Here is a 24,150-nt window from a genome sequence, read left to right on the forward strand (position 1 = left end):
GCCCGGCGTACGTTCGCTGAGACAGGAGGTTTTACACATGAAGGCTGTTCTGAACGACACCGTGATCGCCGAGGCTCCGCAGGAGGACCTCATCCGTATCGAGGGCAACTGGTACTTCCCGCCGGCGAGCGTGAAGTCCGAGTACCTCGTCGAGAGCGCCACCCCGTACACCTGTCCCTGGAAGGGCGAGTGCCAGTACTTCTCCGTGAAGTCGGACGAGGGCCTGCTCCAGGACCGCGCCTGGAGCTATCCGACGCCGTACCCCAGCTCGTTCGACCGGGTCGGCAAGGACTACAGCGATTACGTCGCGTTCTGGAAGGACGTCCGCGTCGTCGACTGACGACAGCGGGCCACGATGAACCATCACGGCCGCCGTCCAGGGCTCGTCGCCCTGGCGGCGGCCGTCGTCGTGCTGGCCGGATGCTCGGCGCCGGTCCCCGACCCGACGGTCACGCGGACGCCGACGGCGGTCCCGCGGCCGACGGGCACCTCGGAACCGGTCGCCGCGATCCCCTGGCAGCCGAGCGGGCAGACGACCGTGCTGGAGACCGGCCTGGAAGCGCCCTGGTCGGTCGTCCGCCTGGCGAACGGGTCCGCGTTGATCAGCGAGCGCGACTCCGGCGTGATCCGCGAGCGCCTTCCGCAGGGCGGACTCCGGGACGTCGGCACCGTGCCCGGTGTGGTGCATCAGGGCGAGTCCGGCCTGCTCGGGCTGGCCGTGGCATCCACTTCGGCCCCAACCCAGCTGTACGCGTACCTGACCACGGCGGACGACAATCGGGTGGTGCGGATGCCGTTGACCGGAGGTCCCGGCGGCTACGGGATCGGATCGCCGACGCCCGTCCTGACCGGCATCCCCAAGGCCGGGAACCACGACGGCGGCCGCATCGCCTTCGGCCCCGACGGGATGCTGTACATCACCGCAGGCGACGCCACCAACCCTGCGAACGCGCAGAACGTGGCCTCGCTCGGGGGCAAGATCCTGCGCGTCACGCCCGAGGGCAGGGTGCCCGGCGACAATCCGTTCCCCGGCTCCCCGGTGTGGTCGTACGGCCACCGCAATCCCCAGGGCATCGGCTGGGACTCGCGCGGGAACATGTGGGCGTCCGAGTTCGGCCAGAACACGTGGGACGAGCTCAACATCATCCAGCCGGGCTCGAACTACGGCTGGCCGGTGGTGGAGGGCATCGGCGGCGACCCCGCGTACACCGACCCCGTCCACCAGTGGCCGACCGACGAGGCGAGCCCGAGCGGGCTGGCGGTCGTCGGCGACACGGTGTTCCTCGCGGCACTCCGCGGGCAGCGGTTGTGGACGGTCTGGTCGACCGCCGGGGCTGCCCCGGTGACCGTCGCGCCCTTCTTCGACGGCGCCTTCGGCCGGCTACGGGATGTGGTCGCCGCCGGTGACCGCATTTGGGTCCTGACGAACAACACCGACGGCCGGGGTTCGCCCCGCAGCGGTGACGACCGGCTCATCGAGGTGCCGCTCACCCCGGCGCAGGCCGTCAAGCGCCCGGGCTGACCCCCTGCTGCGGGTAGTCTTGGTCGCGAGACACCGATCGGGAGCAGAACCCTGAGCATCATCCTCGGATACGATCCGACCACCCTGCGCGAACGCGTCGATCTGCGCGCTGCCGGCGAGCGTCTTGACGAGCTCGGCAGCCTGCGCAGCCTGAGCGCGCTCAACGAGAAGGCGGTCCTGCTCCGTCTGCTGGGCCGGCTCGATGAGGCGTACGAGATCGCCAACGAGGCTGTCCGGCAGGCCCGCTTCACCGGTGACCGGGAGCAGCTGCTGGGGGCGCGTGTTCGCAGAGCGCAGGTTTTGCAGTACCAGGGCAAGGCTGACGAGGCGGTGGTCGAACTGACCAACAGCGTCGACGAGGCGCGGGGACGCGAGTGGAGCGCGCTGGAGGCGTTCGCCATCCAGAACCGCGGCAAGGTCTACTTCGACACGGGTGACTACGAGAACGCACTGGCCGACATGACGGCCGCCGTGTTCCTCCGCGAGAAGCTCGGCGCCTCACCCGCCGAGATCCAGGCCGCGCTGACCGCGGTCGCCGTCGTGCAGTCCGCCCTCGAAGCGCAGCGCGGCGCCTTGCCGGACAGCGAGCCGGGCGCCGATCACGCGTAGGATGCACGGCATGGAGGAGTGGAGCGCTCCGGTCGGGAGTCGTGCCTGATGGCCGAACTCGACCGCGTCCGTCGCTGGGCCGATGCCCTCATCGCACTGCACCTCGATCCGGCTGTGTGGAGCTTCGGCTTCGACAACGCGAAGACCCGCGCCGGTCTCTGCAACTACACCTCGAAGCGGATCACCGTCTCGCGCTATCTGGCCGCCCGCTACGAGGACGACGAGATCCACCAGATCCTGCTCCACGAAGTCGCGCACGCGTTGGCGGGCTCGCGCGCCGGGCACGGCCCGCGCTGGCGCGCGATCGCGCTCGACCTCGGCTACGAGGGCAAGCGCCTGCACGGAGGCGCGATCGCCGACGACCTGGCGCCCTGGGTCGGAACCTGCCCGAACGGCCACACGCACTACCGGTATCGCAAGCCCGCTCGCGCGCTCGCCTGCGGGGCGTGCTCCCGCCGCTTCGACGCGGCCAACCTCATCGCCTGGCAGCACCGCGAGGTGTCGCCGTCGCAGCGCCGCGTCGCCGCCGCGACCGCCACCGAGTAGGCCCTCCCGCGGCAGGTCGTGCGCGGCCGGTCGTGCTCGTCTGCTGTCTTTCGGCACGTTTGCTGCCGCGCGCGCAGCCGCACTCGTCACCGGGCGCAGCAGTCGTGGAACGTCGCGCTACGCGTGCGCAGCGTCGAGCCGCTCGTCGAGCGCATCCCGGACGCCGGGCCACTCCTCGCGCAGGATCGAGTACACGGCCGTGTCGCGCCAGGTGCCGTCGGCGCGACGCTGGGTGTGCCGCAGCACGCCCTCGAACCGGGCTCCGAGTCGCAGGATCGCGGCGCGCGAGCGCTCGTTGAGGACGTCCGCCTGAAGCTTCACGCGCTCGAAACCGTGATCGAAGGCGGTCCCGAGCAACAGCCGCTTGGTCTCGGCATTCACGCGTCCGCCCCAGACCTCGGGCGCGTAAGCGGTCCAGCCGATGTGGGCCGACTCGTTCGTCAGGTCGAAGTCGCCGAGCGTGGTCGTGCCGACCAGCCGATCCCCCTCGCGGAGGACGACGGCGGTGACGTTGCTGCGCTCCCAGTCGAGGTACCGCAGCATGTGCTCCCGCCACTCCTCGTAGGTGTCGCGGTAAGCCGCAGGTCCGCCTCCCCAGCCTCCGGCGTACACTTCGGGGTGCCCGATCGCGTCGAACAGGTCGGGCAGGTCGTCGTACGTCAGCGCCCGGAGGCGCACCGTCGCGCCCTCGAGCGGCACGTGCGGGTCGGGACGGGTGGCGGTCATCCGCCCAGTATGCCAGCGGGCCTGATCCCGTCGTCGGATGTCCGCAGCGCCGCCGGGTAGGGTGTTCTGGCCATGGAATCGCTACTCTCCCGACAGACCGGCCAGTGGATGGAACCCCGCGATGGTCAGCGCTGGTGGTTCGATTCCGGCTCGCTGGCTCTGGATTTCGCCTACACCGGCGGACTCGACGCCGGCGCTGACAATGCCGACGCTGCCGAGTCCGACGCTGCCGACTGGGAGACCATCCAGGACGCCGACGGCCTGAACGCCTGGCTGACCGAGCGCTTCCCGGAGGTCGCCCCCACCGCGGGAGAGCGCGAGGTGCGCGACGCGAGCGCTCTCCGCTCCGCGATCGGCCGGCTGGCGCGGCAGGCGAGCCGCGGCGAGGACCTCTCTCCCGGCGACGTGGATGTGGTCAATCTCTTCGCCGCGACGCCCGACATCCCGCCGGTGCTGGCCGGGGGCGGACGGCAGGCGGGCCGGACCAATGCCCGCCCGCATCAGGCGCTCGGGTCGCTCGCCCGCGACGCCGTGCGGCTGTTCGGCCCTCACGTCGACGGGCGCATCCGCGAATGCTCCGCCGACGACTGCCGCCTGGTCTACCTGGACACCTCGCGCAGCGGCACCCGGCGCTGGTGCTCGATGCAGCGCTGCGGCAACCGCGCCAAGGTGCGGGCTCACCGCGCCCGCGCGCGGTGGCAGCCGGCCCGGTAGCCGCTGCCGGCGACGCACCGCCACAATAGGGGGATGCCGCGCAGCATCGACCTCAACAGCGACCTCGGGGAGTCCTTCGGAGCGTGGACGATGGGCGACGACGCCGCCCTGCTGCGCCTCGTCTCCAGCGCGAACGTGGCCTGCGGCTTCCACGCGGGCGACGCCTCCACGATGCTCGGCACCTGCCGGGAGGCGGCCGCGAACGCCGTCACCGTCGGCGCGCACGTCTCGTACCGCGATCTGGCGGGCTTCGGCCGCCGGGCGATGGACGTGCCTCCGACGGAACTGCGCGACGAGATCCTGTACCAGCTGTCCGCGCTGGGCGGCCTGGCCCGGGTCGCCGGAACCGCGGTGCGTTACGTCAAGCCGCACGGCGCCCTCTACAACCGCATCGTGCACGACGAGCGCCAGGCGAACGCCCTCGTGGACGCGGTGGCCGCGTTCGACCCGACGCTCGCGGTGCTCGGGATGGCCGGCTCGGCGATCGAGCGCGCCGCCGGGGAGGCCGGGCTGCGGTTCGTGCGCGAGGCGTTCGTCGACCGTGGGTACCGCGCCGACGGAACGCTGGTCCCGCGCACCGAGCCCGGTGCCCTGCTGTCCGACGAGGGGGAGATCGCCGCTCGGGCCGTCCGGATGGTCACCGACGGCGTGGTCGTCACGGTCGACGGGCACGAGGTGACCATCGCCGCGGAGTCGCTGTGCGTGCACGGCGACACCCCCGGAGCGGTCGCGATGGCAGAGGCGGTTCGCGGCGCGCTCGCCGAGGCCGGAATCGGAGTGGAGCCGTTCGCGTGACCCACCGCATCCTCCCGTACGGCGACCACGCTCTTCTCGTCGAGCTGGAAGACCTGGAGGCGGTGCTCGCCCTGTTCCGCGGGCTCGACGCGACACGGCCGGCCGGGGTCGTGGACGTCGTTCCCGCCGCGCGCACGATCGGCGTCGTCGTCGAGCCGCGCATCCTCTCGCTGAGCGCGGCCGCCGCGTGGGTCGACCGCACCGCGCCGCTCTCCGCCGAGGCGGTGGAGGCGAGCGTCGTCGAGCTCGACGTGCAGTACGACGGAGAGGATCTCACCGAGGTCGCGCGGCTGACCGGGCTCGCCGAAGCCGACGTGGTCCGCTTCCACACCGAGTCGCCGTGGCGCGTCGCCTTCGGCGGCTTCGCGCCCGGGTTCGCCTACCTGGTGACCGACCGCGACCCGCTCGACGTCCCGCGCCGCGCCACGCCGCGCACCGCGGTCCCGCCGGGCGCGGTCGGCCTCGCCGGCGCGTTCACCGGCGTCTACCCGCGCTCGAGCCCGGGCGGCTGGCAGCTGATCGGCCGAACGGATGCGGTGCTCTGGGACGAGACCGCCGCCTCCCCGGCGCTGCTCACGCCCGGCACCGTCGTCCGCTTCCGGGAGGCGGGATGACCGGCCTCCGCATCCTCGACCCCGGTGCCCTCGCCCTGGTGCAAGACCTCGGCCGGCCGGGCTACGCCGCCATCGGCGTCGGGCGCTCCGGCGCCCTCGACCGCGGCGCCCTGCGGCTCGGCAACCGCCTGCTCGGCAACACGGAGACGGACGCGGGCGTCGAGGTGCTGCTCGGCGGCTTCGAGGCGCGGTTCGAACGCGACACCTGGTTCGCCGTGACCGGTGCAACAGGCGCGCTGCTGATCGACGGCAGCCCGGTGGATGCGCACCTCGCGGTCCGCGCGCACGCGGGTCAGGTGCTGCGGATCGGCCCGGCGGTCGCCGGTGCGCGCCGGTACCTCGCGGTCCGCGGCGGGATCGACGTCACGCCCGTGCTCGGGTCCCGCTCGCGCGACACGCTCGCCGGGCTCGGGCCCGCGCCCCTGGCCTCAGGCGACCTGCTGCCGCTCGGGGAGCATCCCGGCTCCGACCTCCCGTTGCTCGACTTCGTCCCCGTCGCGGATCCCGCGCCGGGCGTCGTCGAGGTCCGCGCCCATCGCGGACCGCGGGCCGACTGGTTCACCCCGACGGCCTTGGACGCGTTCTTCGGCGTCGAGTGGATGGTCGCAGCGAAAGCTGACCGGATCGGCGTGCGCCTCGACCCTCCCGTCGCGGCACCTCGCGGGGCGCATACGGCCGACGCGGGGACGCCTCCACTCGCCCTCGAGCGAGCGGTCACCGCGGAGCTGCCGAGCGAGCCGATGGTCGCCGGGGCCGTGCAGGTCTCGCCCGACGGCCGGCCGACGGTGCTGCTCGCCGACCATCCCGTGACGGGCGGTTACCCGGTGATCGCCGTGGTCGCGGACGCGTCGCTCGACGCCTTCGCGCAACTCCGTCCGGGCCAGCCGGTCCAGTTCCGGCACGCCTGACTCCCTGCGAACGGGCTCGCGCCGGTCAGTCCCGCCGGGTGCCCGACTGGAAGATGCTGCGTGCCGGAGGGGGCGACGGCACGCTGGTAGCATCCGTCACGATCGGGGCGCCCGCAGCGAACGTCCGCAACTCCTGGCCCGCAACGGCCTTTGCGGGGTGCGGACCGCTCGCCAGCAACCGCGGCAGCCACTCCAGCGGCAGCGGGGAGTTGGAGCCGACCAGCACGACGTTGCCGAACCGGCGGCCCTTGAGCACCTGCGTCTCGGCCAGGGCGGCGACGTTCTCGACGACCGCGCCCAGCGTGGAGACCTGGCTGCGCGCGAAGGCCAGCGGCGGCCCGTCCGCGACGTTGACGAGGATGATGCCGTCGGGCTTCAGCAGAGAAACCGCCGAGCGGTAGAACTCCACGCTCGTCACGTGCGCCGGGGTGCGGGAGCCGCTGAAGATGTCAACCACGAGCAGATCGACCGAACCGCGGAGGCCGGCGGGCAGCTTGCCGACGACCTCGCGGGCGTCGCCGTGCCGGATGCGGATCTGCGCGTACCGGGGAAGCGGCAGCTGCTCGCGCACCAGATCCACCAGGCGGCTCTCGAGCTCGACGACCTGCTGGCGCGACCCGGGCCGGGTGTACGCGACGTAGCGGGGGAGGGTGAGCGCGCCGGCGCCCAGATGGACCGCCGTGATGGGCTCGCCCGGGTCGCCGATGAGGTCGATGACGTTGCCCATCCGCTGGATGTACTCGAAGAAGAGTTGCGACGGGTCGTCCAGGTTGACGTGGGACTGCGGCGTCCCGTCCACCACGAGCTGGTAAGCACCCGGCACGAAGCGGTCCGGCTCCACCGTCGCCAGGTAGCCGCTCTCGGAGAGCACCACCCCGGGGACGGGCGGCGGCGTATTCGGGGACACACCGGCAGCCTAGTCGCGCGCCCGGGCGGTAGCGCCGCCGGGCGAGCCGGGGAAGGATGGGCACCGTGACCGATCCCAGCAGCGAACCCGACCTCGTCCTCGTAACCGGGGGCTCCGGCTTCCTCGGTGCGCACTGCGTCCTCGCGCTGCTGGAGGCGGGCTACCGCGTCCGCACGACCATCCGGACCCCGGCCCGCGCCGCCGACGTGCGCTCCCAGCTCGCCGCGGGCGGACTGGACGACCCCGGAGACCGGCTCGAGTTCGCCATCGCCGACCTGACCTCCGACGACGGCTGGGCCGATGCGGTCGCGGGCTGCCGCTTCGTGCTGCACGTCGCGTCCCCGTTCCCCTCCAAGCAGCCGAAGGACCCCGACGAGCTGATCCGCCCCGCGCGGGACGGCGCGCTGCGCGTCCTCCGGGCCGCCCGCGACGGCGGGGTCGAGCGCGTGGTGCTGACTTCGTCCTTCGCGGCGATCGGGTACGGGCACCCGCCGACGGACCGGCCCTTCACCGAGGAGGACTGGACGGAGCTGGACAGCGGCCGCCCCATCAGCCCGTACGTGCAGTCGAAGACCATCGCCGAGCGCGCGGCGTGGGCGTTCATCCACGACGAAGGGGCCTCGCTCGAACTCGCCACGGTGAACCCGGTCGGCATCCTCGGCCCGGTGCTCGGACCGGACATCTCCGCCTCCATCGAACTGGTCCGGCTCGTGAAGGAGGGACGGCTCCCGCGCCTGCCCGACGTCCACTTCGGCATCGTCGACGTGCGGGATGTCGCGGCGCTGCACCTGCTGGCGATGACCCGGCCCGAGGCGGCCGGCCAGCGGTTCCTGGCCATCGCGGGAGAGGTGATGAGCGCTCAGGAGGTGGCGCTGCTGATCCGCGGACACCTGGGGGAGGCCGCCGGTCGCCGCGTCAGCACGAAGCTCATGCCCCCGTGGATGCTGAAAGCGGCTGCCCCATTCAGCCGCCGCGTCCGCGACGCGCTTCCCGACCTCGGGACCGCCCGTCGGGCGACGGCGGAGAAGGCGCGGCGGGTGCTCGGCTGGTCCCCACGCACGCGCGAGGAAGCGGTCATCGCGACCGTCGACACGCTCCCGACATTCCATCCGCGGCGCCCGGAATAGACGGCCGTCCGACGGGTTATACCCCAGTAGGCGTCCCGGGTCAAGAAAAGACTGGACACGGCGCGTCTGTTTGACATATAGTTGTTCTTTGCGCTCCCAGTCAAATTTCTGCCTTCATATTGCGGTCGGCTCTGACTCTCCGTGCGCGCCTGGGCCCAGTGATTCGGGTCAGATGAGGCGGCGCGATGCGGCTGGGAGTTCTCGTCCACACCACTCCACGACCGAGTAACTGGCCCGACGGGGCCCACGGAGGTTATTTCCTTGGCTGCTGCGCGCAACGCAACCAACACTGACAAGACACCCAAGAACGGACGAGCCGCATCTCGTCTTTCGTTCGCCAAGATCACGGACACCCTCACGGTTCCCGATCTGCTCGCACTGCAGACGGAGAGCTTCGACTGGCTGGTCGGAAACGACGCATGGAAGGCACGCGTCGCCGAGGCCGAGTCGCAGGGTCGCCAGGATCTTCCCGCCAACACGGGCCTCGAGGAGATCTTCGAGGAGATCTCTCCCATCGAGGACCTCGGCGAGACCATGCAGCTCTCGTTCACGAACCCCTTCCTCGAAGAGAAGAAGTACTCGATCGACGAGTGCAAGGAGAAGGGCAAGACCTACGCCGCCCCGCTCTACGTCGAGGCCGAGTTCATGAACCACCTCACGGGTGAGATCAAGACCCAGACGGTCTTCATGGGCGACTTCCCCCTCATGACCGAGCGCGGAACGTTCATCATCAACGGCACCGAGCGTGTCGTCGTGTCGCAGCTCGTCCGTTCGCCGGGCGTGTACTTCGAGGCCACCGCCGACAAGACCAGCGACAAGGACATCTACTCGGCGCGCGTCATCCCGAGCCGCGGAGCATGGCTCGAGTTCGAGATCGACAAGCGCGACCAGGTCGGTGTCCGCATCGACCGCAAGCGCAAGCAGTCGGTCACGGTGTTCCTGAAGGCCCTCGGCCTGACGAGCGAGGAGATCCTCTCCGAGTTCGCCGGCTACCAGTCGATCGAGCTGACCCTCGAGAAGGACGCCATCCTCACCAAGGAGGAGGCGCTCAAGGACATCTACCGCAAGCTGCGTCCGGGTGAGCAGGTCGCTGCCGAGGCCGCGCGTGCGCTCCTCGACAACTTCTACTTCAACCCGAAGCGCTACGACCTCGCCAAGGTCGGCCGTTACAAGATCAACCGCAAGCTCGGCCTCGAGGCCCCGCTGTCGGACTCGGTGCTGACCGTTCAGGACATCATCGCCACGATCAAGTACCTGGTCGCCCTGCACGACGGCCGGACCACGTTCCGTGGCCTGCGCAACGGTGCCGAGACCGACATCCGCCTCGACGTGGACGACATCGACCACTTCGGCAACCGTCGCATCCGCGCCGTCGGCGAGCTCATCCAGAACCAGGTCCGCACCGGTCTCTCCCGCATGGAGCGCGTCGTCCGCGAGCGCATGACCACGCAGGACATCGAGGCGATCACCCCGCAGACCCTGATCAACGTGCGCCCCGTCGTCGCCGCGATCAAGGAGTTCTTCGGAACGTCGCAGCTGTCGCAGTTCATGGACCAGAACAACCCGCTCGCGGGTCTGACCCACAAGCGCCGCCTCTCCGCGCTCGGCCCCGGTGGTCTGAGCCGTGAGCGCGCCGGCGTCGAGGTCCGTGACGTCCACCCGTCGCACTACGGCCGCATGTGCCCGATCGAGACCCCGGAAGGCCCGAACATCGGCCTGATCGGTTCGCTCGCATCGTTCGCGCGGATCAACTCCTTCGGCTTCATCGAGACGCCGTACCGCAAGGTCGTCGAGGGCCGGGTCACCGAGCAGATCGACTACCTGACCGCTTCCGAGGAGGACGACTTCGTCGTCGCGCAGGCGAACGCCCCGCTCGACAAGAACGGCCACTTCGTGGAGGAGCGCGTCCTCGCCCGTCAGAAGGGCGGCGAGGTCGACCTGATCCCCGCCGACGAGATCGGTTACATGGACGTCTCGCCGCGCCAGATGGTGTCGGTCGGTACGTCGCTGATCCCGTTCCTCGAGCACGACGACGCCAACCGAGCCCTCATGGGTGCGAACATGCAGCGCCAGGCGGTGCCGCTGCTCCGCTCGGAGAGCCCGGTCGTCGGAACCGGTATGGAGGGCTACGCGGCCATCGACGCCGGTGACGTGGTCATCGCCGAGAAGTCGGGCGTCGTCCAGGAGGTCTCGGCTGACGCGGTCACCGTCCAGGCGGACGACGGCACGTACCAGTCGTACTACCTGCGCAAGTTCGACCGCTCCAACCAGGGCACCTCGTACAACCACCGCGTGGTCGTCGACGAGGGTGACCGCATCGAGCAGGGCGAGGTCGTCGCAGACGGTCCCGCCACCGAGAACGGCGAGCTCGCGCTCGGCAAGAACCTGCTCGTCGCGTTCATGCCGTGGGAGGGTCACAACTTCGAGGACGCGATCATCCTCAGCCAGAACCTGGTGAAGGACGACACCCTCTCCTCGATCCACATCGAGGAGTACGAGGTCGACGCCCGCGACACCAAGCTGGGCAAGGAGGAGATCACCCGCGACCTGCCGAACGTCAGCCCGGACCTCCTGGCCGACCTCGACGAGCGCGGCATCATCCGCATCGGCGCCGAGGTCCGCCCCGGCGACATCCTCGTCGGCAAGGTCACGCCGAAGGGCGAGACCGAGCTGTCGGCCGAGGAGCGCCTGCTCCGCGCGATCTTCAACGAGAAGAGCCGCGAGGTGCGCGACACCTCCCTCAAGGTGCCCCACGGCGAAGAGGGCACCGTCATCGGTGTCAAGGTCTTCGACTCGCAGGACGGCGACGACGAGCTCGGCTCCGGCGTGAACCAGCGCGTGGTGGTCTACATCGCCCAGAAGCGCAAGATCACCGCCGGTGACAAGCTGGCCGGTCGTCACGGCAACAAGGGCGTCATCTCGAAGATCCTTCCGGTCGAGGACATGCCGTTCCTCGCCGACGGAACTCCGGTCGACGTCATCCTCAACCCGCTGGGTGTTCCTGGACGAATGAACTTCGGCCAGGTCCTCGAGATCCACCTCGGCTGGATCGCGCAGAACGGCTGGGAGATCAAGGGCAAGCCGAAGTGGGCCGCAGAGCTCCCCGAGGCCGCCTTCAAGGCAGCCCCCGGCACCAAGGTCGCCACCCCGGTGTTCGACGGAGCGAAGGAGGAGGAGATCGCAGGTCTGCTCGACTCGACCCTCCCGACCCGCGACGGCGACCGCCTGATCGGCGGCTCCGGCAAGACGCAGCTGTTCGACGGCCGCTCCGGCGAGCCGTACCCGGACCCTGTGTCGGTCGGTTACATGTACATCCTGAAGCTGCACCACCTGGTCGACGACAAGATCCACGCCCGTTCGACCGGTCCGTACTCGATGATCACCCAGCAGCCGCTCGGTGGTAAGGCGCAGTTCGGTGGTCAGCGGTTCGGTGAGATGGAGGTGTGGGCCCTCGAGGCCTACGGTGCCGCGTACGCGCTGCAGGAGCTCCTGACCATCAAGTCGGATGACATCCTCGGCCGCGTGAAGGTCTACGAGGCCATCGTCAAGGGTGAGAACATCCAGGAGCCGGGCATCCCGGAGTCCTTCAAGGTCCTCATCAAGGAGATGCAGTCCCTCTGCCTGAACGTGGAGGTGCTCTCGGCCGACGGCCAGACCGTCAGCCTCCGCGATTCGGACGACGAGGCCTTCCGCGCTGCGGAAGAGCTCGGCATCAACATCTCCTCCCGGTTCGAGTCCTCGTCAATTGATGAAATTTGACGCCGAGATCTGACTCGGTAGACAACCAACTGACGAAACTTTTGTAGAGAGTAGGAACATTGCTCGAGTCAACAACTTTTGACGAGCTGCGTATCGGCCTGGCCACCGCTGACGACATCCGTCGCTGGAGCTACGGCGAGGTCAAGAAGCCGGAGACCATCAACTACCGGACCCTGAAGCCCGAGAAGGACGGCCTGTTCGGAGAGCAGATCTTCGGACCGTCCCGCGACTGGGAGTGCTCGTGCGGCAAGTACAAGCGCGTCCGGTTCAAGGGCATCGTCTGCGAGCGCTGCGGCGTGGAGGTCACCAAGTCCTCCGTCCGTCGTGAGCGCATGGGCCACATCGAGCTCGCCGCTCCTGTCACGCACATCTGGTACTTCAAGGGTGTGCCGAGCCGCCTCGGCTACCTCCTCGACATGGCGCCGAAGGACCTCGAGAAGGTCATCTACTTCGCCGCGTACATGGTGATCTCCGTGGACGAGGACGGCCGTCACGCCGACCTCCCCGGCCTCGAGAACGAGCTCCGCCTCGAGATCAAGACGCTGTCCGACCAGCGCGACGCCCGCGTCGCCGAGCGTCTGCAGCGCCTCGAGACCGACCTCGCCGCACTTGAGGAGGAGGGTGCCAAGGCCGACCAGAAGCGTCGCGTCAAGGACACCGCCGAGAAGGAGATGGGTCAGCTCCGCAAGTCCTTCGACGAGGACATCGCCCGCCTGGAGCGCGTGTGGGAGTCGTTCCGCACCCTCAAGGTCGGCGACCTCAAGCCGGAGGACGCGGACTTCAACGAGCTCCTCGACCGCTACGGCCTGTACTTCGAGGCCTACATGGGCGCCGAGGCGATCAAGCGCCGCCTGCTGGCGTTCGACCTGGCCGCCGAGGCCGAGCTGCTTCGCGACCAGATCGCGAACGGCAAGGGTCAGAAGAAGATCCGCGCGATCAAGCGACTGCGCGTCGTCTCGTCGTTCCTGGCGACCGGCAACTCGCCGGCCGCGATGGTCCTCGACGTCGTTCCGGTGATCCCGCCGGAGCTGCGCCCGATGGTCCAGCTCGACGGTGGCCGTTTCGCCACCAGCGACCTGAACGACCTGTACCGCCGCGTGATCAACCGCAACAACCGTCTGCGTCGTCTGCTCGACCTCGGTGCTCCCGAGATCATCGTGAACAACGAGAAGCGCATGCTGCAGGAGGCCGTCGACGCACTGTTCGACAACGGCCGCCGCGGCCGCCCCGTGACGGGTACCGGCAACCGCGCCCTCAAGTCCCTCAGCGACATGCTGAAGGGCAAGCAGGGTCGTTTCCGCCAGAACCTGCTCGGAAAGCGCGTGGACTACTCGGGCCGTTCGGTCATCATCGTGGGTCCGCAGCTCAAGCTGCACCAGTGCGGTCTGCCCAAGCAGATGGCTCTGGAGCTGTTCAAGCCGTTCGTCATCAAGCGCCTGATCGACCTGAGCCACGCTCAGAACATCAAGGCCGCGAAGCGGATGGTGGAGCGTTCGCGCCCGCAGGTGTGGGACGTGCTCGAGGAGATCATCCGCGAGCGCCCCGTGCTGCTGAACCGTGCACCCACGCTGCACCGTCTGGGCATCCAGGCGTTCGAGCCCCAGCTGGTCGAGGGCAAGGCCATCCAGCTCCACCCGCTCGTCTGCGCCGCGTTCAACGCGGACTTCGACGGCGACCAGATGGCGGTCCACCTTCCGCTGTCGGTGGAGGCCCAGGCCGAGGCCCGCATCCTGATGCTCGCCTCGAACAACATCCTGAAGCCCTCGGACGGCCGCCCGGTCACCCTGCCCTCGCAGGACATGATCATCGGTCTGCACCACCTCACCACCGTCCGCGAGGGCGCTGTGGGCGAGGGTCGCGCGTTCTCCTCGGTCTCCGAGGCGATCCTCGCGAAGGACCAGGGCTCGCTGCACCTGAACGCCAAGGTGAAGATCCGTCTCACCGACTACGTGCCGTCTGACGCAGCCGACACGGGTGCCGAGCCGATCACCGCCATCGTGGAGACCACGCTGGGTCGCGCCCTCTTCAACGAGACGCTCCCGGCCGACTACCCCTACGTGGAGGAGGTCGCCGACAAGGGCACGATCTCGTCGATCGTCAACGCCCTCGCCGAGCGGTACCCGAAGGTGGAGGTCGCCGCGGCGCTCGACCGGATCAAGGACGCAGGCTTCTACTGGGGCACCCGCTCGGGCGTCACGGTGTCGCTGAGCGACATCCTGACCCCGCCGAACAAGGCGCAGATCGTGGCCGGCTACGAGAAGAAGGCCGCCAAGATCACCTCGGAGTTCGAGAAGGGTCTCACGACCGACCTCGAGCGTCGTCAGGAACTGGTGAAGATCTGGACCGAGGCGACCAACGAGGTCGCGGAGGCCATGCGCGCCAACTTCCCGGAGGACAACACCATCAACCGCATGGTGACGTCCGGTGCCCGTGGTAACTGGCTGCAGGTCCGCAACATCGCCGGTATGCGCGGTCTGGTGAACAACCCGAAGGGTGAGATCATCCCTCGTCCGATCATCTCCTCGTACCGCGAGGGGCTGTCGGTGGCGGAGTACTTCATCGCGACGCACGGTGCCCGTAAGGGTCTGGCCGACACGGCCCTCCGTACGGCGGACTCGGGCTACCTGACCCGTCGTCTGGTGGACGTCTCGCAGGATGTCATCATCCGCGAGGACGACTGCGGCACGACCAAGGGTCTCGACCTGCCGATCGCCACGGTCGGTGCGGACGGCGCCCTCACCCGCGACCCGAACGTCGAGAACTCGGTGTTCGCCCGCACGCTGGCCGCTGACGCGGTCACCGCGGACGGCACCGTGGTCGCTGCGGCCGGGGACGACGTGGGCGACGTGCTCATCGACAAGCTGGTCGCCGCCGGCATCACCGACATCAAGGTCCGCTCCGTGCTGACCTGCGAGTCGGCGGTCGGCGTCTGCGCCGCCTGCTACGGCCGTTCGCTCGCGACCGGCAAGCTGGTGGACATCGGCGAGGCGGTCGGCATCATCGCCGCCCAGTCGATCGGAGAGCCCGGAACGCAGCTCACCATGCGTACGTTCCACACCGGTGGTTCCGCGTCCGCGGACGACATCACCCAGGGTCTGCCGCGCGTCCAGGAGCTGTTCGAGGCTCGTACCCCCAAGGGTGCGTCCCCGATCGCCGAGGCCGCCGGCCGGATCACCATCGAGGAGACCGACAAGTCCCGCAAGGTGATCCTGACCCCGGACAACGGTGACGAGGCGCACGTGTACCCGGTGCTGAAGCGTTCGACCCTCCTGGTGGAGGACGGCCAGCACGTCGACCTCGGCCAGCAGCTGATCGTCGGCACGGTCGACCCGAAGGAGGTTCTGCGCGTCAAGGGTGTCCGCGAGGTGCAGAAGCACCTGGTGGGCGGCGTGCAGGGCGTCTACCGCTCGCAGGGTGTGCCGATCCACGACAAGCACATCGAGGTCATCGTCCGTCAGATGCTCCGCAAGGTCACCGTCGTCGACCACGGCGACACCGACCTGCTGCCCGGTGAGCTCGTCGACCGGTCGAAGTACAACGAGATCAACCGTGCCCACCTGCGGGAGGGCAAGAAGACGGCATCCGCCCGTCAGGAGGTCATGGGTATCACCAAGGCCTCGCTGGCGACCGAGTCGTGGCTGTCGGCCGCGTCCTTCCAGGAGACCACCCGCGTCCTGACGCAGGCGGCCATGGAGGGCAAGTCCGACCCGCTGATCGGTCTCAAGGAGAACGTCATCATCGGTAAGCTCATCCCCGCCGGAACGGGCCTGGCCCGCTACCGGAACGTGTCGGTCGAGGCGACCGAGGAGGCCAAGGCGGAGCGGTACCCCAACCGCATCTTCGCCGATGACTCCTCGTTCAACGAGAGCGACCTGAGCTTCGTCGACTTCGACAGCTTCAGCTCCGACGACTACACCCCGGGTACCTACAACTAAGGTCCCCGGCTCACGAAGGCCCCCGGCGCACCGCGCCGGGGGCCTTCGTCGTTCCCCCGTCGTTCCCCAGGGCGGGATTCGTGACGAATGTGCGTTATGCAGCCCGCATAGCGCCCTTTCGGCACGAATCCCGACGAGAACAGGTCTGCGAAGATAGGGGTATGTGGCGACAGCTCCTCGAGTACACGGACACCGCCGGCCGGGCGATGGTCGGCTGCGCCGCGGTGCTGCTCGTCGTCGCCGTGGTCAGCTTCATCGTCGGCATCGCCCAGGCCGCCTCGGGCCACGCTGCCGCGACGCTGCCGTACTGGCTGACGACCATGGGATGCGCGGCGGTCGCCGTGCTCCTGGTGTACCTCGCGAGCCGCCGCGGCAAGATCCGCTGACCGCCCCTCCGCTACAACGGCATTATCGTGCGTCGGCGCTCTGGGCTGCGCGCCGCTGCCGACGGACGATGGATGCACGCCCCGCACGCGGGTGCCCCCCACCGGTGTGGCACCCTCACGCGGGTCTGTTGGTCCGTTCCCCCCGCTGAATAGGGTGACTACGCCCAGCCGTGCGGAGAGTTCTCGCCTCTGACCGGCCAGGCCTGCCGTTCACCCGACCCGTCGGCAGCCGCATTCCTGAGGAGGTCCCCGTGGCGTCCATGACCGAGATCCTCATCCTTCACGGCCACCTTCCGATCGAATACCTCGATCGCGTAGAGACCGAGCCGGCGGCGGACGAGTCCGTCGTGCGCGAGCTGATGGCGCGCGGCGCGATCACGTCCTCGCAGCTCGCCCGCGCCCGGGCGGCGCAGGCCGGCATCCCCTTCGTCGAGCTGACCGACTACCCCGTCGACCGCACTGCGGTGGCACTCATTCCCGGCGCGATCTGCCGTCGCCACACCGTGCTGCCGATCGGCACGGCGGACGGCATGATCATCGTCGCGATGGCAGATCCGGGCAACGTCTTCGCGATCGACGACGTCCGCGCCGCCTCGCGCCTCAACGTCGCCCCCGCGGTCGCCGAGGAGTCCGACCTCCGGACCGCGATCGACCGCTACATCCGCGCCGACGACGAGCTGAGCGACCTCACGTCCACGCTCGAAGAGGAGAAGGCGGCCAGCGAAGAGGCCTCCGTCGCCGAATCGACGGACGACGACGCGCCGATCGTCCGGTTCGTCAACCTGCTGGTCAGCCAGGCGATCCAGGACCACGCCTCCGACATTCACATCGAGCCGGCGGAGCACGACGTCCGGGTGCGCTACCGCATCGACGGTGTCCTGCACGCCATGCAGTCGGCGCCCAAGAGCATCCAGAACGGCGTCATCTCGCGCCTCAAGATCATGTCGGACATCGACATCGCCGAGCGGCGCAAGCCTCAGGACGGTCGCATGTCCGTCGTCCACGGCGGCCGTCAGATCGACCTCCGCGTCGCGACCCTGCCCACGGTGTGGGGCGAGAAGGTCGTCATGCGAATCCTCGACAACACCAACACGGGCATGACGCTCACCGACCTGAACCTGCTGGAGCGCAACTTCGAGACCTACCGCGAGGCGTACTCCAAGCCGTATGGGATGATCCTCGTCACCGGTCCGACGGGCTCGGGCAAGTCGACGACCCTCTATACGACGCTCAACGCCGTCGCCCGGCCGGAGATCAACGTCATCACGGTCGAGGACCCGGTGGAGTACCGGATGCCGGGCATCAACCAGGTGCAGGTGAACCCCAAGGCGGGGCTGACGTTCGCGAGTGCGCTGCGCAGCATCCTGCGCTCGGACCCGGATGTGGTGCTGCTCGGAGAGATCCGCGACCACGAGACGGCGCAGATCGCCATCGAGGCGTCGCTCACCGGCCACCTGGTCCTCTCGACGCTGCACACCAACGACGCGCCGAGCGCCGTGACCCGGCTCACCGAGATGGATATCGAGCCCTTCCTCGTCGGCTCGGCCCTCGACTGCGTCGTCGCCCAGCGCCTCGCGCGCCGACTGTGCGACCGCTGCAAGCAGCCCGGAACTTTCGTGGCCGACGACCTGCGCCGCCTGCGCTTCGCCATCCCGGTGGACGAAGCGCCGCCGCAGCTCTTCGTGCCGGTCGGGTGCCCCGCGTGCTCGAACACCGGCTACCGAGGCCGTATCGCCGTCCACGAGGTCATGGCCGTGTCGGAGGAGATCGAGCGTCTCGCCGTCGAGCGCGCCTCGAGTGCCGAGATCGGCCGTGCCGCACGGGAGCAGGGCATGCTCACGCTGCGCGAGGACGGCTGGGAGAAGGCCAAACGTGGTCTGACATCCGTCGACGAGATCCTGCGAGTGGTCGCCTAGGAGGGCACATGACGAACGACGAGAGCTGGGGTGGCTTCCCGCCCCCGGTGGACAAGCCGGTGTACGAGATTCCGGTGACCCCTCCGGGTACGAGTGCGGGCGGCTGGTCGCCGGGCCCGGGTGTGCCGCTGAGCGCGCCGCCGAGCTGGGGACCGCCGGTCGGCGCCCCGCCGGTGTCGTACTCGGCGCCGGAGCCGGTGCTGCCGGAGCCGGTGTCGTATGCAGCGCCGGAGACGGTGCTGCCGGAGACCGTGTCGTACCCCGCCCCGGAGCCGCTTTCGTACGCCCCGCCGGCTGCCGTCGCCCCGGAGCCTTACGCCGCCCCCGAACCGGCACCGGCGACACCGGTCTGGTCGCTCGACCACCCGACGTCCGACCCGCTACCGGTCACCCCGACCGCTCCCGTGACGCGCCTCATCCCCGCAGGCCGCCGCGCCGCCGTGGCTGTGCCCGAGCAGGAGGCCGAGCACCGCCCTGCCGTCCCCGAGTTCGACGAGACGCTCACCGATCCGGAGCGCGAAGCGCTCGAGAAGGCGGACAAAGATCTCGTAGCCGCCTTGCACGAGGTCGTCTACCAGCGAGCCTCGGACCTCCACATCACCGTCGGCGCCCCACCCATGATCCGCGTGGACGGCGGGCTGCGCCCGGCCGCGAGCGTCGAGACGTGGAACCACGAGCGCACCCGCACCGCGTTGACCAGTCTGCTCAGCGAACGGCAGCTCCAGCAGTTCGAGCGCGAGCACGAGTTGGACTTCGCGTTCACGATCTCGGCGAACTCCCGCTTCCGCGTCAACCTGTACCAGCAGCGCGGATCGTACGGCGGAGCCTTCCGTCTCATCCCCACTGAAATCAAGCAGCTGGGCGACCTCGGCGTTCCCGACTCGGTGGGAGCCTTCGCGCAACTGCCGCGTGGCCTCGTCCTCGTCACCGGCCCGACCGGCTCGGGCAAGTCGACCACCCTGGCCGCGCTCATCGACCTGGTCAACAGCACGCGCTCCGACCACATCGTGACGGTCGAGGACCCGATCGAGTTCATGCACGTCCACAAGAAGTCGATCGTGAACCAGCGCGAGGTGGGTTTCGACACCCACAGCTTCAACAACGCGCTCAAGCACGTGCTGCGCCAGGACCCGGACGTGATCCTCATCGGCGAGCTCCGCGACCTGGAGACCATCTCGGTGGCCCTGACGGCGGCAGAGACCGGCCACCTCGTGTTCGCCACCCTGCACACGCAGGATGCGCCCCAGACCATCGACCGCGTGATCGACGTGTTCCCACCCCACCAGCAGGACCAGGTGCGCGCACAGCTCGCCGGCACCCTCCAGGGCGTCGTATCGCAGACGCTGATCAAACGCGCCAGCGGCAAGGGCCGGGTGGTCGCGACCGAGATCCTCATGATGAACCCGGCGATCGCCAACGTCATCCGCGAGGGCAAGACCTACCAGATCGCCTCGATGATGCAGGCGGGCCGCGAATCCGGGATGCGCACCATGGATCAGCACCTGGCCGAGCTCGTCAATGCCGGCATCATCACGCGCCGGTCCGCGATGGAGAAGGCGCACGACAAGGAGGGCATCACCCGCCTCATCCAGCGCGCCGAGTCGCCGACGGAGGCCTCGGCCATCGCGATCGCCGCCAGCGGCCCGGACTTCGGTGACAGCTACTCCGGAACGGTGGGCTGACCATGAGCACGAACGTCGCCTACGCGTACAAGGGCCGCAACGCCGAGGGCAAGATCGTCAAGGGCCGGGTGGATGCGACGAGCGAGGCCGCCGTCGCCTCGCGACTCCGGACCATGGGCCTCTCGCCGGTCTCCATCGAGGAGGCTGGCGCCGGCACCGGCCTGAATCGCGAGATCAAGCTGTCCGCGGGCTCCGGGGTGAAGCTCAAAGAGCTGGCCGTGACGAGCCGTCAGATGGCGACCATGATCGGGGCCGGGCTGTCCCTGCTCCGGACGCTGAACATCATCGCCGAGCAGACGTCGAACAAGAAGTTCAACGCTGTGCTGTCGGATGTGCGCGACCAGGTCGAGAGCGGCATCGCCGTGTCCGATGCCATGCGAAGACACGCGGACGTCTTCCCTCCGCTCATGATCAACATGGTGCGCGCCGGCGAGACGGGGGGCTTCCTCGACGGAGCTCTGGAGGCGGTGGCCGAGAACTTCGAGAAGGAGGTCAAGCTCCGCTCGGCGATCAAGTCGGCGCTGACGTACCCGGTGATCGTCTTCTGCATGACCATCGTCGGCGTCGCAGCGATGCTGCTGTTCGTCGTTCCGATCTTCGAGAAGATGTTCAACGGCCTCGGCAAGGAGCTGCCGCTCCCCACGCTGATCCTGGTCCAGATCTCGCATTCGATGGTCTTCGTCGTGCCGGTCGTGGCCGTCGTGGGCATCGTCTTCGCCTTCTGGTGGCCGCAGCACAAGAACGACGAGGCCGTCCGCAAGCGACTGGATCCGTTCAAACTCCGGATGCCCGTCTTCGGTTCGCTGATGAAACGCATCGCGATCGCGCGGTTCAGCCGCAACTTCGCGAACATGATCAGCGCCGGCGTGCCCATCCTGCAGGCCCTGCGGATCGTGGGGGAGACCAGCGGCAATTACGTGCTCGAGAAAGCTCTGGAGGAGGTCGCTGAGGGTGTCCGCCAGGGTGAGGCCATAGCCACGCCGCTGGCCCGGCAGAAAGTCTTCCCGTCGATGGTGACGCAGATGGTCGCGGTCGGAGAGGATGCCGGGTCGCTCGAGACGATGCTCGACAAGATCGCGGACTTCTACGAGCAGGAGGTGGAGGCGACCACCGAGCAGCTGACAGCCCTCATCGAGCCGCTCATGATCGCCTTCCTCGGCGTCGTCATCGGAGGCATGGTCGTCGCCCTCTACCTGCCCATCTTCAGCATCGCGTCGGCCGTCGGAGGCTGACCCTCCGCCGGGGGCCAGGGAGCCCAAAACGCCCCCGCACTGGGGTCGGGAAAGCCCTGAAAACCCCTCTGACGGGGGATATTTCTCAAAATCCCCTGCGAAATATGGTCAACCCGTAGCGGTACTCGCAACCGCTCCACCCGCACTACATCCACCCGACCGATTGGACACTGCAATGTACTTCCGTCTCATGGGCAAGCTGAACGCTCGCCGCCAGGGGCTGCTCGAAGAGGACGAGAAGGGCTTCACCCTGATCGAGCTCCTCGTGGTTGTCATCATCATCGGCATCCTCGCCGCCATCGCCATCCCGATCTACATCGGGGTCCAGAACAACGCGAAGGACGCTTCTGTGAAGTCGGACCTCGCCAACGCGAAGACGGCGGTCGTCGCGTACTACACCGACAAGGGCGCGTCGGCTACCGCTCCGGCGCTGACCACTGCGGTCCTCGGGACCTATGGGTTCACCCAGGACCTCACGAACACCACGTCTCTCGCATTCAAGGGCACGCCGACTTCGACGACCTTCTGCATCGACGCCGTCGGTGTGACGACCAACAAGTTCCACATCGACCAGGCGACCGGCGCCGCAACCGGCGCGTGCCCGTAACCTCGATCCACTCCTGACAGCGGGGCGTCGCTTCCCAGCGGCGCCCCGCTTCCGCTCACCAGCGGAGCCCTTGATCCACCATCCACCCCCGGACCCGACCCAGGGAGGTGAACCCCCGTGAACCGCATCCGCACCGACCGCATCAACACCCTTCTCCACGACGACGAGACCCGCGACCGCGGGTTCACCCTCATCGAGGTCCTCGTCGCCATGATGGTCTTCGCGATCATCTCCGTCATCGTGGCGTACTCGCTGACGCTCTCGATGTCGCTCACCCGCAACAGCCGCTCCAGCGAAGTCGCGGCCAACCTCGCCGCCCAGCAGATCGACGTGGCGCGTGCCACCCCCGATCTGTTCGACATCAACAGCGGCACCGTCACCCAGACCATCGACGGCACGACGTACACGATCACGAAGTCCGTCGGCTGGGTGAACAGTTCGGGTGCCGCCTCCGACTGCGGTAGCGGCAGCGGCATCCTGCAGAACAAGACCCTCAACGTCTCGGTTACGTGGGACGGCAAGAACGTGTCGAAGAACCCGGTCCAGGCGAGCACCCTCCTCGCGCCGGCCGGCCCCATCAACGACCCGAACACCGGCACGATCATCGTGCACGTGACGACCGCGTCGGGCGCTGCGCTCAGCGGCGTCCCGGTCACGGCCAAGACCGACTCCAGCGTCTCGCCGAACACGGCGACCACCGTCCCCACTGCTCCCGACCCGACGGACGCCGACGGCTGCAGCTATGTGCTGAAGGTCACCCCCGGAACCTACGTCGTCACCATCGGATCGACGGGCGACGGCCGCATCAGCAGCAAGCAGGTTCAGGTGCCGTCCGCCCAGACGACCGTGACCTCCGGCCAGTCGTCCGTGGTCGATATCCAGTACGACACGGCGGCCACCCCGACGAACTACCTCGCCCCCGGCGCTCCGCTCGGGACGCTGTTCCCGCTCTCGCTGCCGATGACCTACGCCCCCCAGGGCGATGCGTACTCGACCACCGTGACACCGCTCACGGTCGTCGCCGTCACGAGCGTGACCGTTCCGCTCTTCCCATACACATCCGGCTACTCCGTCTTCGCGGGCCAGTACGTGCCGGCCGGTGGCGGCCAGCCGCAGTGCCTCTCTGTGGACCCGGGCCAGTGGGTCAACCCGAACGCGTCCGGCAACGTCGGGAAGCGCCCGGGGGCGTCGATCGGCACGGTCGCGATGCCGCTGGTGACCATCTCGACCTCGAGCAAGTGGCTCGTCGCCGTCAGCGCCGCGGCGGCTCCCGCCATCGGCGACCCGGGTTGCGCGACCGGCATGACCATCGCGTACCCCAAGTCAGCGCTGAACTCCGCGACCATCGCCCTGCCGTACGGAAGCTGGAAGCTGTACGCGCTGAGCAACAAGACCGATCCACTCACGAACTCCGCGCTGGTCGACAGCTCGAAGATCACTCTCCCCGCCGGAAGCCCCCCGTTCACCGGGGCGAACATCTTCACGCTCGATCCGAGGCAGCCATGATGCGCCTCCTGCGCGCGATCCGCTCGCGCCAAGCCGGGCTCTCGCTCATCGAGCTCTTGATCGCGATGATGCTCACCGGCCTCATCCTGACGATGGGCGTGTGGATGTTCGTCGCCGGCACGCACAGCGTGAGCCTCGCGCAGTCGATCGACGGCGGCACCCGGCAGGCCTCGAACGGCATGAACCAGGTCGCCCGGATGGTCCGCGCGGCGACCCCGAACCCACTCGCGAGCCCGACCCCGGGACAGCCGCTGAACGCCCCAGCCATCATCGCCGCGACCGCCACCAGCGTGCAGTTCTTCGCCTACGTGAACCTGAGCGGAGCCGAGAGCCCGGTCAGGGTCACGTACAGCGTCGTGAACGGCATCCTGCAGGAGTCGCAGGCGCCCGCACTCTCCAACACGGCGGGCGCGAACGGGCACTGGGACTTCGGTGCTGCGGGCAGCCCGCGCAACCTCTGCAACTCCATTCCGGCCGGGGTCAGCGTCTTCCGCTACTTCAACAAGGCCGGATCGGAGCTGCTGCCCGCCAACCTGCTCCAGGATGCCCAGCGCGCCGCGATCTCGTCCATCCAGGTGACCATCACCATCCAGCCGACCGGGGCGGCCAACGCGGTGACCGTCACCAACACCATCGGCATGGCGAACGTCGGGTAGGGA

20 protein-coding genes and 1 pseudogene are annotated in these 24,150 nt (G+C 68.9%); 19 read left to right on the forward strand and 2 right to left on the reverse strand.

Translation table 11 applies throughout. The annotated features are described in order from the left end of the window. Positions 1 to 37 precede the first annotated feature (37 nt). From P3F85_RS02270 to P3F85_RS02290, 5 genes and pseudogenes are all read left to right on the forward strand, one after another. Positions 38 to 340, forward strand: coding sequence for a DUF427 domain-containing protein (locus P3F85_RS02270; protein ID WP_374009645.1), 303 nt, complete (start codon positions 38 to 40; stop codon positions 338 to 340). Positions 341 to 355: 15 nt separating this feature from the next. Continuing rightward, positions 356 to 1,522 (forward strand): sorbosone dehydrogenase family protein, encoded by a 1,167-nt coding sequence (locus P3F85_RS02275; protein WP_374009646.1) that lies wholly within the window; start codon positions 356 to 358, stop codon positions 1,520 to 1,522. A gap of 189 nt (positions 1,523 to 1,711) precedes the next feature. Further along, positions 1,712 to 1,795: pseudogene (locus P3F85_RS02280) on the forward strand (hypothetical protein); the annotation flags it as partial. Positions 1,796 to 1,852: 57 nt separating this feature from the next. Continuing rightward, positions 1,853 to 2,131, forward strand: a complete 279-nt coding sequence (locus P3F85_RS02285) for a hypothetical protein (protein ID WP_374009647.1) — start codon at positions 1,853 to 1,855, stop codon at positions 2,129 to 2,131. Positions 2,132 to 2,179: 48 nt separating this feature from the next. Next, entirely contained in the window at positions 2,180 to 2,677 is a 498-nt protein-coding gene (locus P3F85_RS02290; RefSeq protein ID WP_374009648.1) for a SprT-like domain-containing protein, read from the forward strand. Between the two features lie 117 nt (positions 2,678 to 2,794). Here P3F85_RS02290 and P3F85_RS02295 read toward each other — a convergent pair whose 3' ends face one another. Further along, complete coding sequence (locus P3F85_RS02295; RefSeq protein ID WP_374009649.1) at positions 2,795 to 3,403, reverse strand: GNAT family N-acetyltransferase; 609 nt, start codon at positions 3,401 to 3,403, stop codon at positions 2,795 to 2,797. A gap of 72 nt (positions 3,404 to 3,475) precedes the next feature. Between P3F85_RS02295 and P3F85_RS02300 the strand changes: the two genes are divergently transcribed. From P3F85_RS02300 to P3F85_RS02315, 4 genes are read left to right on the forward strand one after another with little or no spacing between them, the layout of a single operon-like run. After that, on the forward strand, positions 3,476 to 4,117 hold the full coding sequence (locus tag P3F85_RS02300; protein WP_374009650.1) for a CGNR zinc finger domain-containing protein: 642 nt from the start codon (positions 3,476 to 3,478) through the stop codon (positions 4,115 to 4,117). A 33-nt stretch (positions 4,118 to 4,150) separates the two neighbouring features. Next, a complete protein-coding gene (locus P3F85_RS02305) occupies positions 4,151 to 4,912 on the forward strand; it encodes a LamB/YcsF family protein (RefSeq protein WP_374009651.1) in 762 nt (253 codons plus the stop codon). Continuing rightward, complete coding sequence (locus P3F85_RS02310; RefSeq protein ID WP_374009652.1) at positions 4,909 to 5,526, forward strand: allophanate hydrolase subunit 1; 618 nt, start codon at positions 4,909 to 4,911, stop codon at positions 5,524 to 5,526. Before P3F85_RS02305 ends, P3F85_RS02310 begins: the two co-directional genes overlap by 4 nt. Then, positions 5,523 to 6,434 (forward strand): biotin-dependent carboxyltransferase family protein, encoded by a 912-nt coding sequence (locus P3F85_RS02315; protein ID WP_374009653.1) that lies wholly within the window; start codon positions 5,523 to 5,525, stop codon positions 6,432 to 6,434. Before P3F85_RS02310 ends, P3F85_RS02315 begins: the two co-directional genes overlap by 4 nt. Before the next feature lie 25 nt (positions 6,435 to 6,459). Here P3F85_RS02315 and P3F85_RS02320 read toward each other — a convergent pair whose 3' ends face one another. After that, positions 6,460 to 7,341 (reverse strand): spermidine synthase, encoded by an 882-nt coding sequence (locus P3F85_RS02320; RefSeq protein ID WP_374009654.1) that lies wholly within the window; start codon positions 7,339 to 7,341, stop codon positions 6,460 to 6,462. A gap of 65 nt (positions 7,342 to 7,406) precedes the next feature. On the opposite strand from P3F85_RS02320, the gene P3F85_RS02325 reads away from it, so the two are divergent. The 10 genes from P3F85_RS02325 (at position 7,407) to P3F85_RS02370 (ending at position 24,147) form a co-directional block, all read left to right on the forward strand. Then, positions 7,407 to 8,468: an SDR family oxidoreductase gene (locus tag P3F85_RS02325; RefSeq protein ID WP_374009655.1), complete on the forward strand. Its 1,062-nt coding sequence runs from the start codon at positions 7,407 to 7,409 to the stop codon at positions 8,466 to 8,468. 261 nt (positions 8,469 to 8,729) lie between these two features. Beyond that, positions 8,730 to 12,227 (forward strand): DNA-directed RNA polymerase subunit beta, encoded by a 3,498-nt coding sequence (rpoB, locus tag P3F85_RS02330; RefSeq protein WP_374009656.1) that lies wholly within the window; start codon positions 8,730 to 8,732, stop codon positions 12,225 to 12,227. Positions 12,228 to 12,286: 59 nt separating this feature from the next. Further along, positions 12,287 to 16,162: a DNA-directed RNA polymerase subunit beta' gene (locus P3F85_RS02335; protein ID WP_374009657.1), complete on the forward strand. Its 3,876-nt coding sequence runs from the start codon at positions 12,287 to 12,289 to the stop codon at positions 16,160 to 16,162. Between the two features lie 161 nt (positions 16,163 to 16,323). Continuing rightward, on the forward strand, positions 16,324 to 16,548 hold the full coding sequence (locus P3F85_RS02340; RefSeq protein ID WP_374009658.1) for a hypothetical protein: 225 nt from the start codon (positions 16,324 to 16,326) through the stop codon (positions 16,546 to 16,548). A 251-nt stretch (positions 16,549 to 16,799) separates the two neighbouring features. Further along, the gene (locus P3F85_RS02345) at positions 16,800 to 18,464 is read left to right on the forward strand and encodes a GspE/PulE family protein (RefSeq protein ID WP_374009659.1); all 1,665 of its coding nucleotides are present in this window, start codon (positions 16,800 to 16,802) and stop codon (positions 18,462 to 18,464) included. An 8-nt stretch (positions 18,465 to 18,472) separates the two neighbouring features. Further along, positions 18,473 to 20,146: a PilT/PilU family type 4a pilus ATPase gene (locus tag P3F85_RS02350; protein ID WP_374009660.1), complete on the forward strand. Its 1,674-nt coding sequence runs from the start codon at positions 18,473 to 18,475 to the stop codon at positions 20,144 to 20,146. Positions 20,147 to 20,148: 2 nt separating this feature from the next. Next, complete coding sequence (locus tag P3F85_RS02355) at positions 20,149 to 21,378, forward strand: type II secretion system F family protein (RefSeq protein WP_374009661.1); 1,230 nt, start codon at positions 20,149 to 20,151, stop codon at positions 21,376 to 21,378. A gap of 175 nt (positions 21,379 to 21,553) precedes the next feature. After that, on the forward strand, positions 21,554 to 21,985 hold the full coding sequence (locus tag P3F85_RS02360) for a type IV pilin protein (protein ID WP_374009662.1): 432 nt from the start codon (positions 21,554 to 21,556) through the stop codon (positions 21,983 to 21,985). Between the two features lie 117 nt (positions 21,986 to 22,102). Further along, positions 22,103 to 23,491 carry a prepilin-type N-terminal cleavage/methylation domain-containing protein gene (locus P3F85_RS02365; RefSeq protein ID WP_374009663.1) on the forward strand — a complete coding sequence of 463 codons (1,389 nt, stop codon included), beginning with the start codon at positions 22,103 to 22,105 and terminating at the stop codon, positions 23,489 to 23,491. Next, positions 23,491 to 24,147: a type II secretion system protein J gene (locus tag P3F85_RS02370; RefSeq protein ID WP_374009664.1), complete on the forward strand. Its 657-nt coding sequence runs from the start codon at positions 23,491 to 23,493 to the stop codon at positions 24,145 to 24,147. The genes P3F85_RS02365 and P3F85_RS02370 overlap by 1 nt, the downstream gene beginning before the upstream one ends. Positions 24,148 to 24,150: the final 3 nt, after the last annotated feature.

The organism is Leifsonia sp. T36S-04 (assembly GCF_042465655.1).
In the GTDB taxonomy this organism is placed as follows: Bacteria; Actinomycetota; Actinomycetes; order Actinomycetales; family Microbacteriaceae; genus Leifsonia.

Coding starts and splice junctions, on each gene's coding strand:
- P3F85_RS02270 (WP_374009645.1), top strand. CDS start 38: ATGAAGGCTGTTCTGAACGACACCGTGATCGCCGAGGCTCCGCAGGAG.
- P3F85_RS02275 (WP_374009646.1), top strand. CDS start 356: ATGAACCATCACGGCCGCCGTCCAGGGCTCGTCGCCCTGGCGGCGGCC.
- P3F85_RS02290 (WP_374009648.1), top strand. CDS start 2,180: ATGGCCGAACTCGACCGCGTCCGTCGCTGGGCCGATGCCCTCATCGCA.
- P3F85_RS02295 (WP_374009649.1), bottom strand. CDS start 3,403: ATGACCGCCACCCGTCCCGACCCGCACGTGCCGCTCGAGGGCGCGACG.
- P3F85_RS02300 (WP_374009650.1), top strand. CDS start 3,476: ATGGAATCGCTACTCTCCCGACAGACCGGCCAGTGGATGGAACCCCGC.
- P3F85_RS02305 (WP_374009651.1), top strand. CDS start 4,151: ATGCCGCGCAGCATCGACCTCAACAGCGACCTCGGGGAGTCCTTCGGA.
- P3F85_RS02315 (WP_374009653.1), top strand. CDS start 5,523: ATGACCGGCCTCCGCATCCTCGACCCCGGTGCCCTCGCCCTGGTGCAA.
- P3F85_RS02340 (WP_374009658.1), top strand. CDS start 16,324: ATGTGGCGACAGCTCCTCGAGTACACGGACACCGCCGGCCGGGCGATG.
- P3F85_RS02350 (WP_374009660.1), top strand. CDS start 18,473: ATGACGAACGACGAGAGCTGGGGTGGCTTCCCGCCCCCGGTGGACAAG.
- P3F85_RS02355 (WP_374009661.1), top strand. CDS start 20,149: ATGAGCACGAACGTCGCCTACGCGTACAAGGGCCGCAACGCCGAGGGC.
- P3F85_RS02360 (WP_374009662.1), top strand. CDS start 21,554: ATGTACTTCCGTCTCATGGGCAAGCTGAACGCTCGCCGCCAGGGGCTG.
- P3F85_RS02370 (WP_374009664.1), top strand. CDS start 23,491: ATGCGCCTCCTGCGCGCGATCCGCTCGCGCCAAGCCGGGCTCTCGCTC.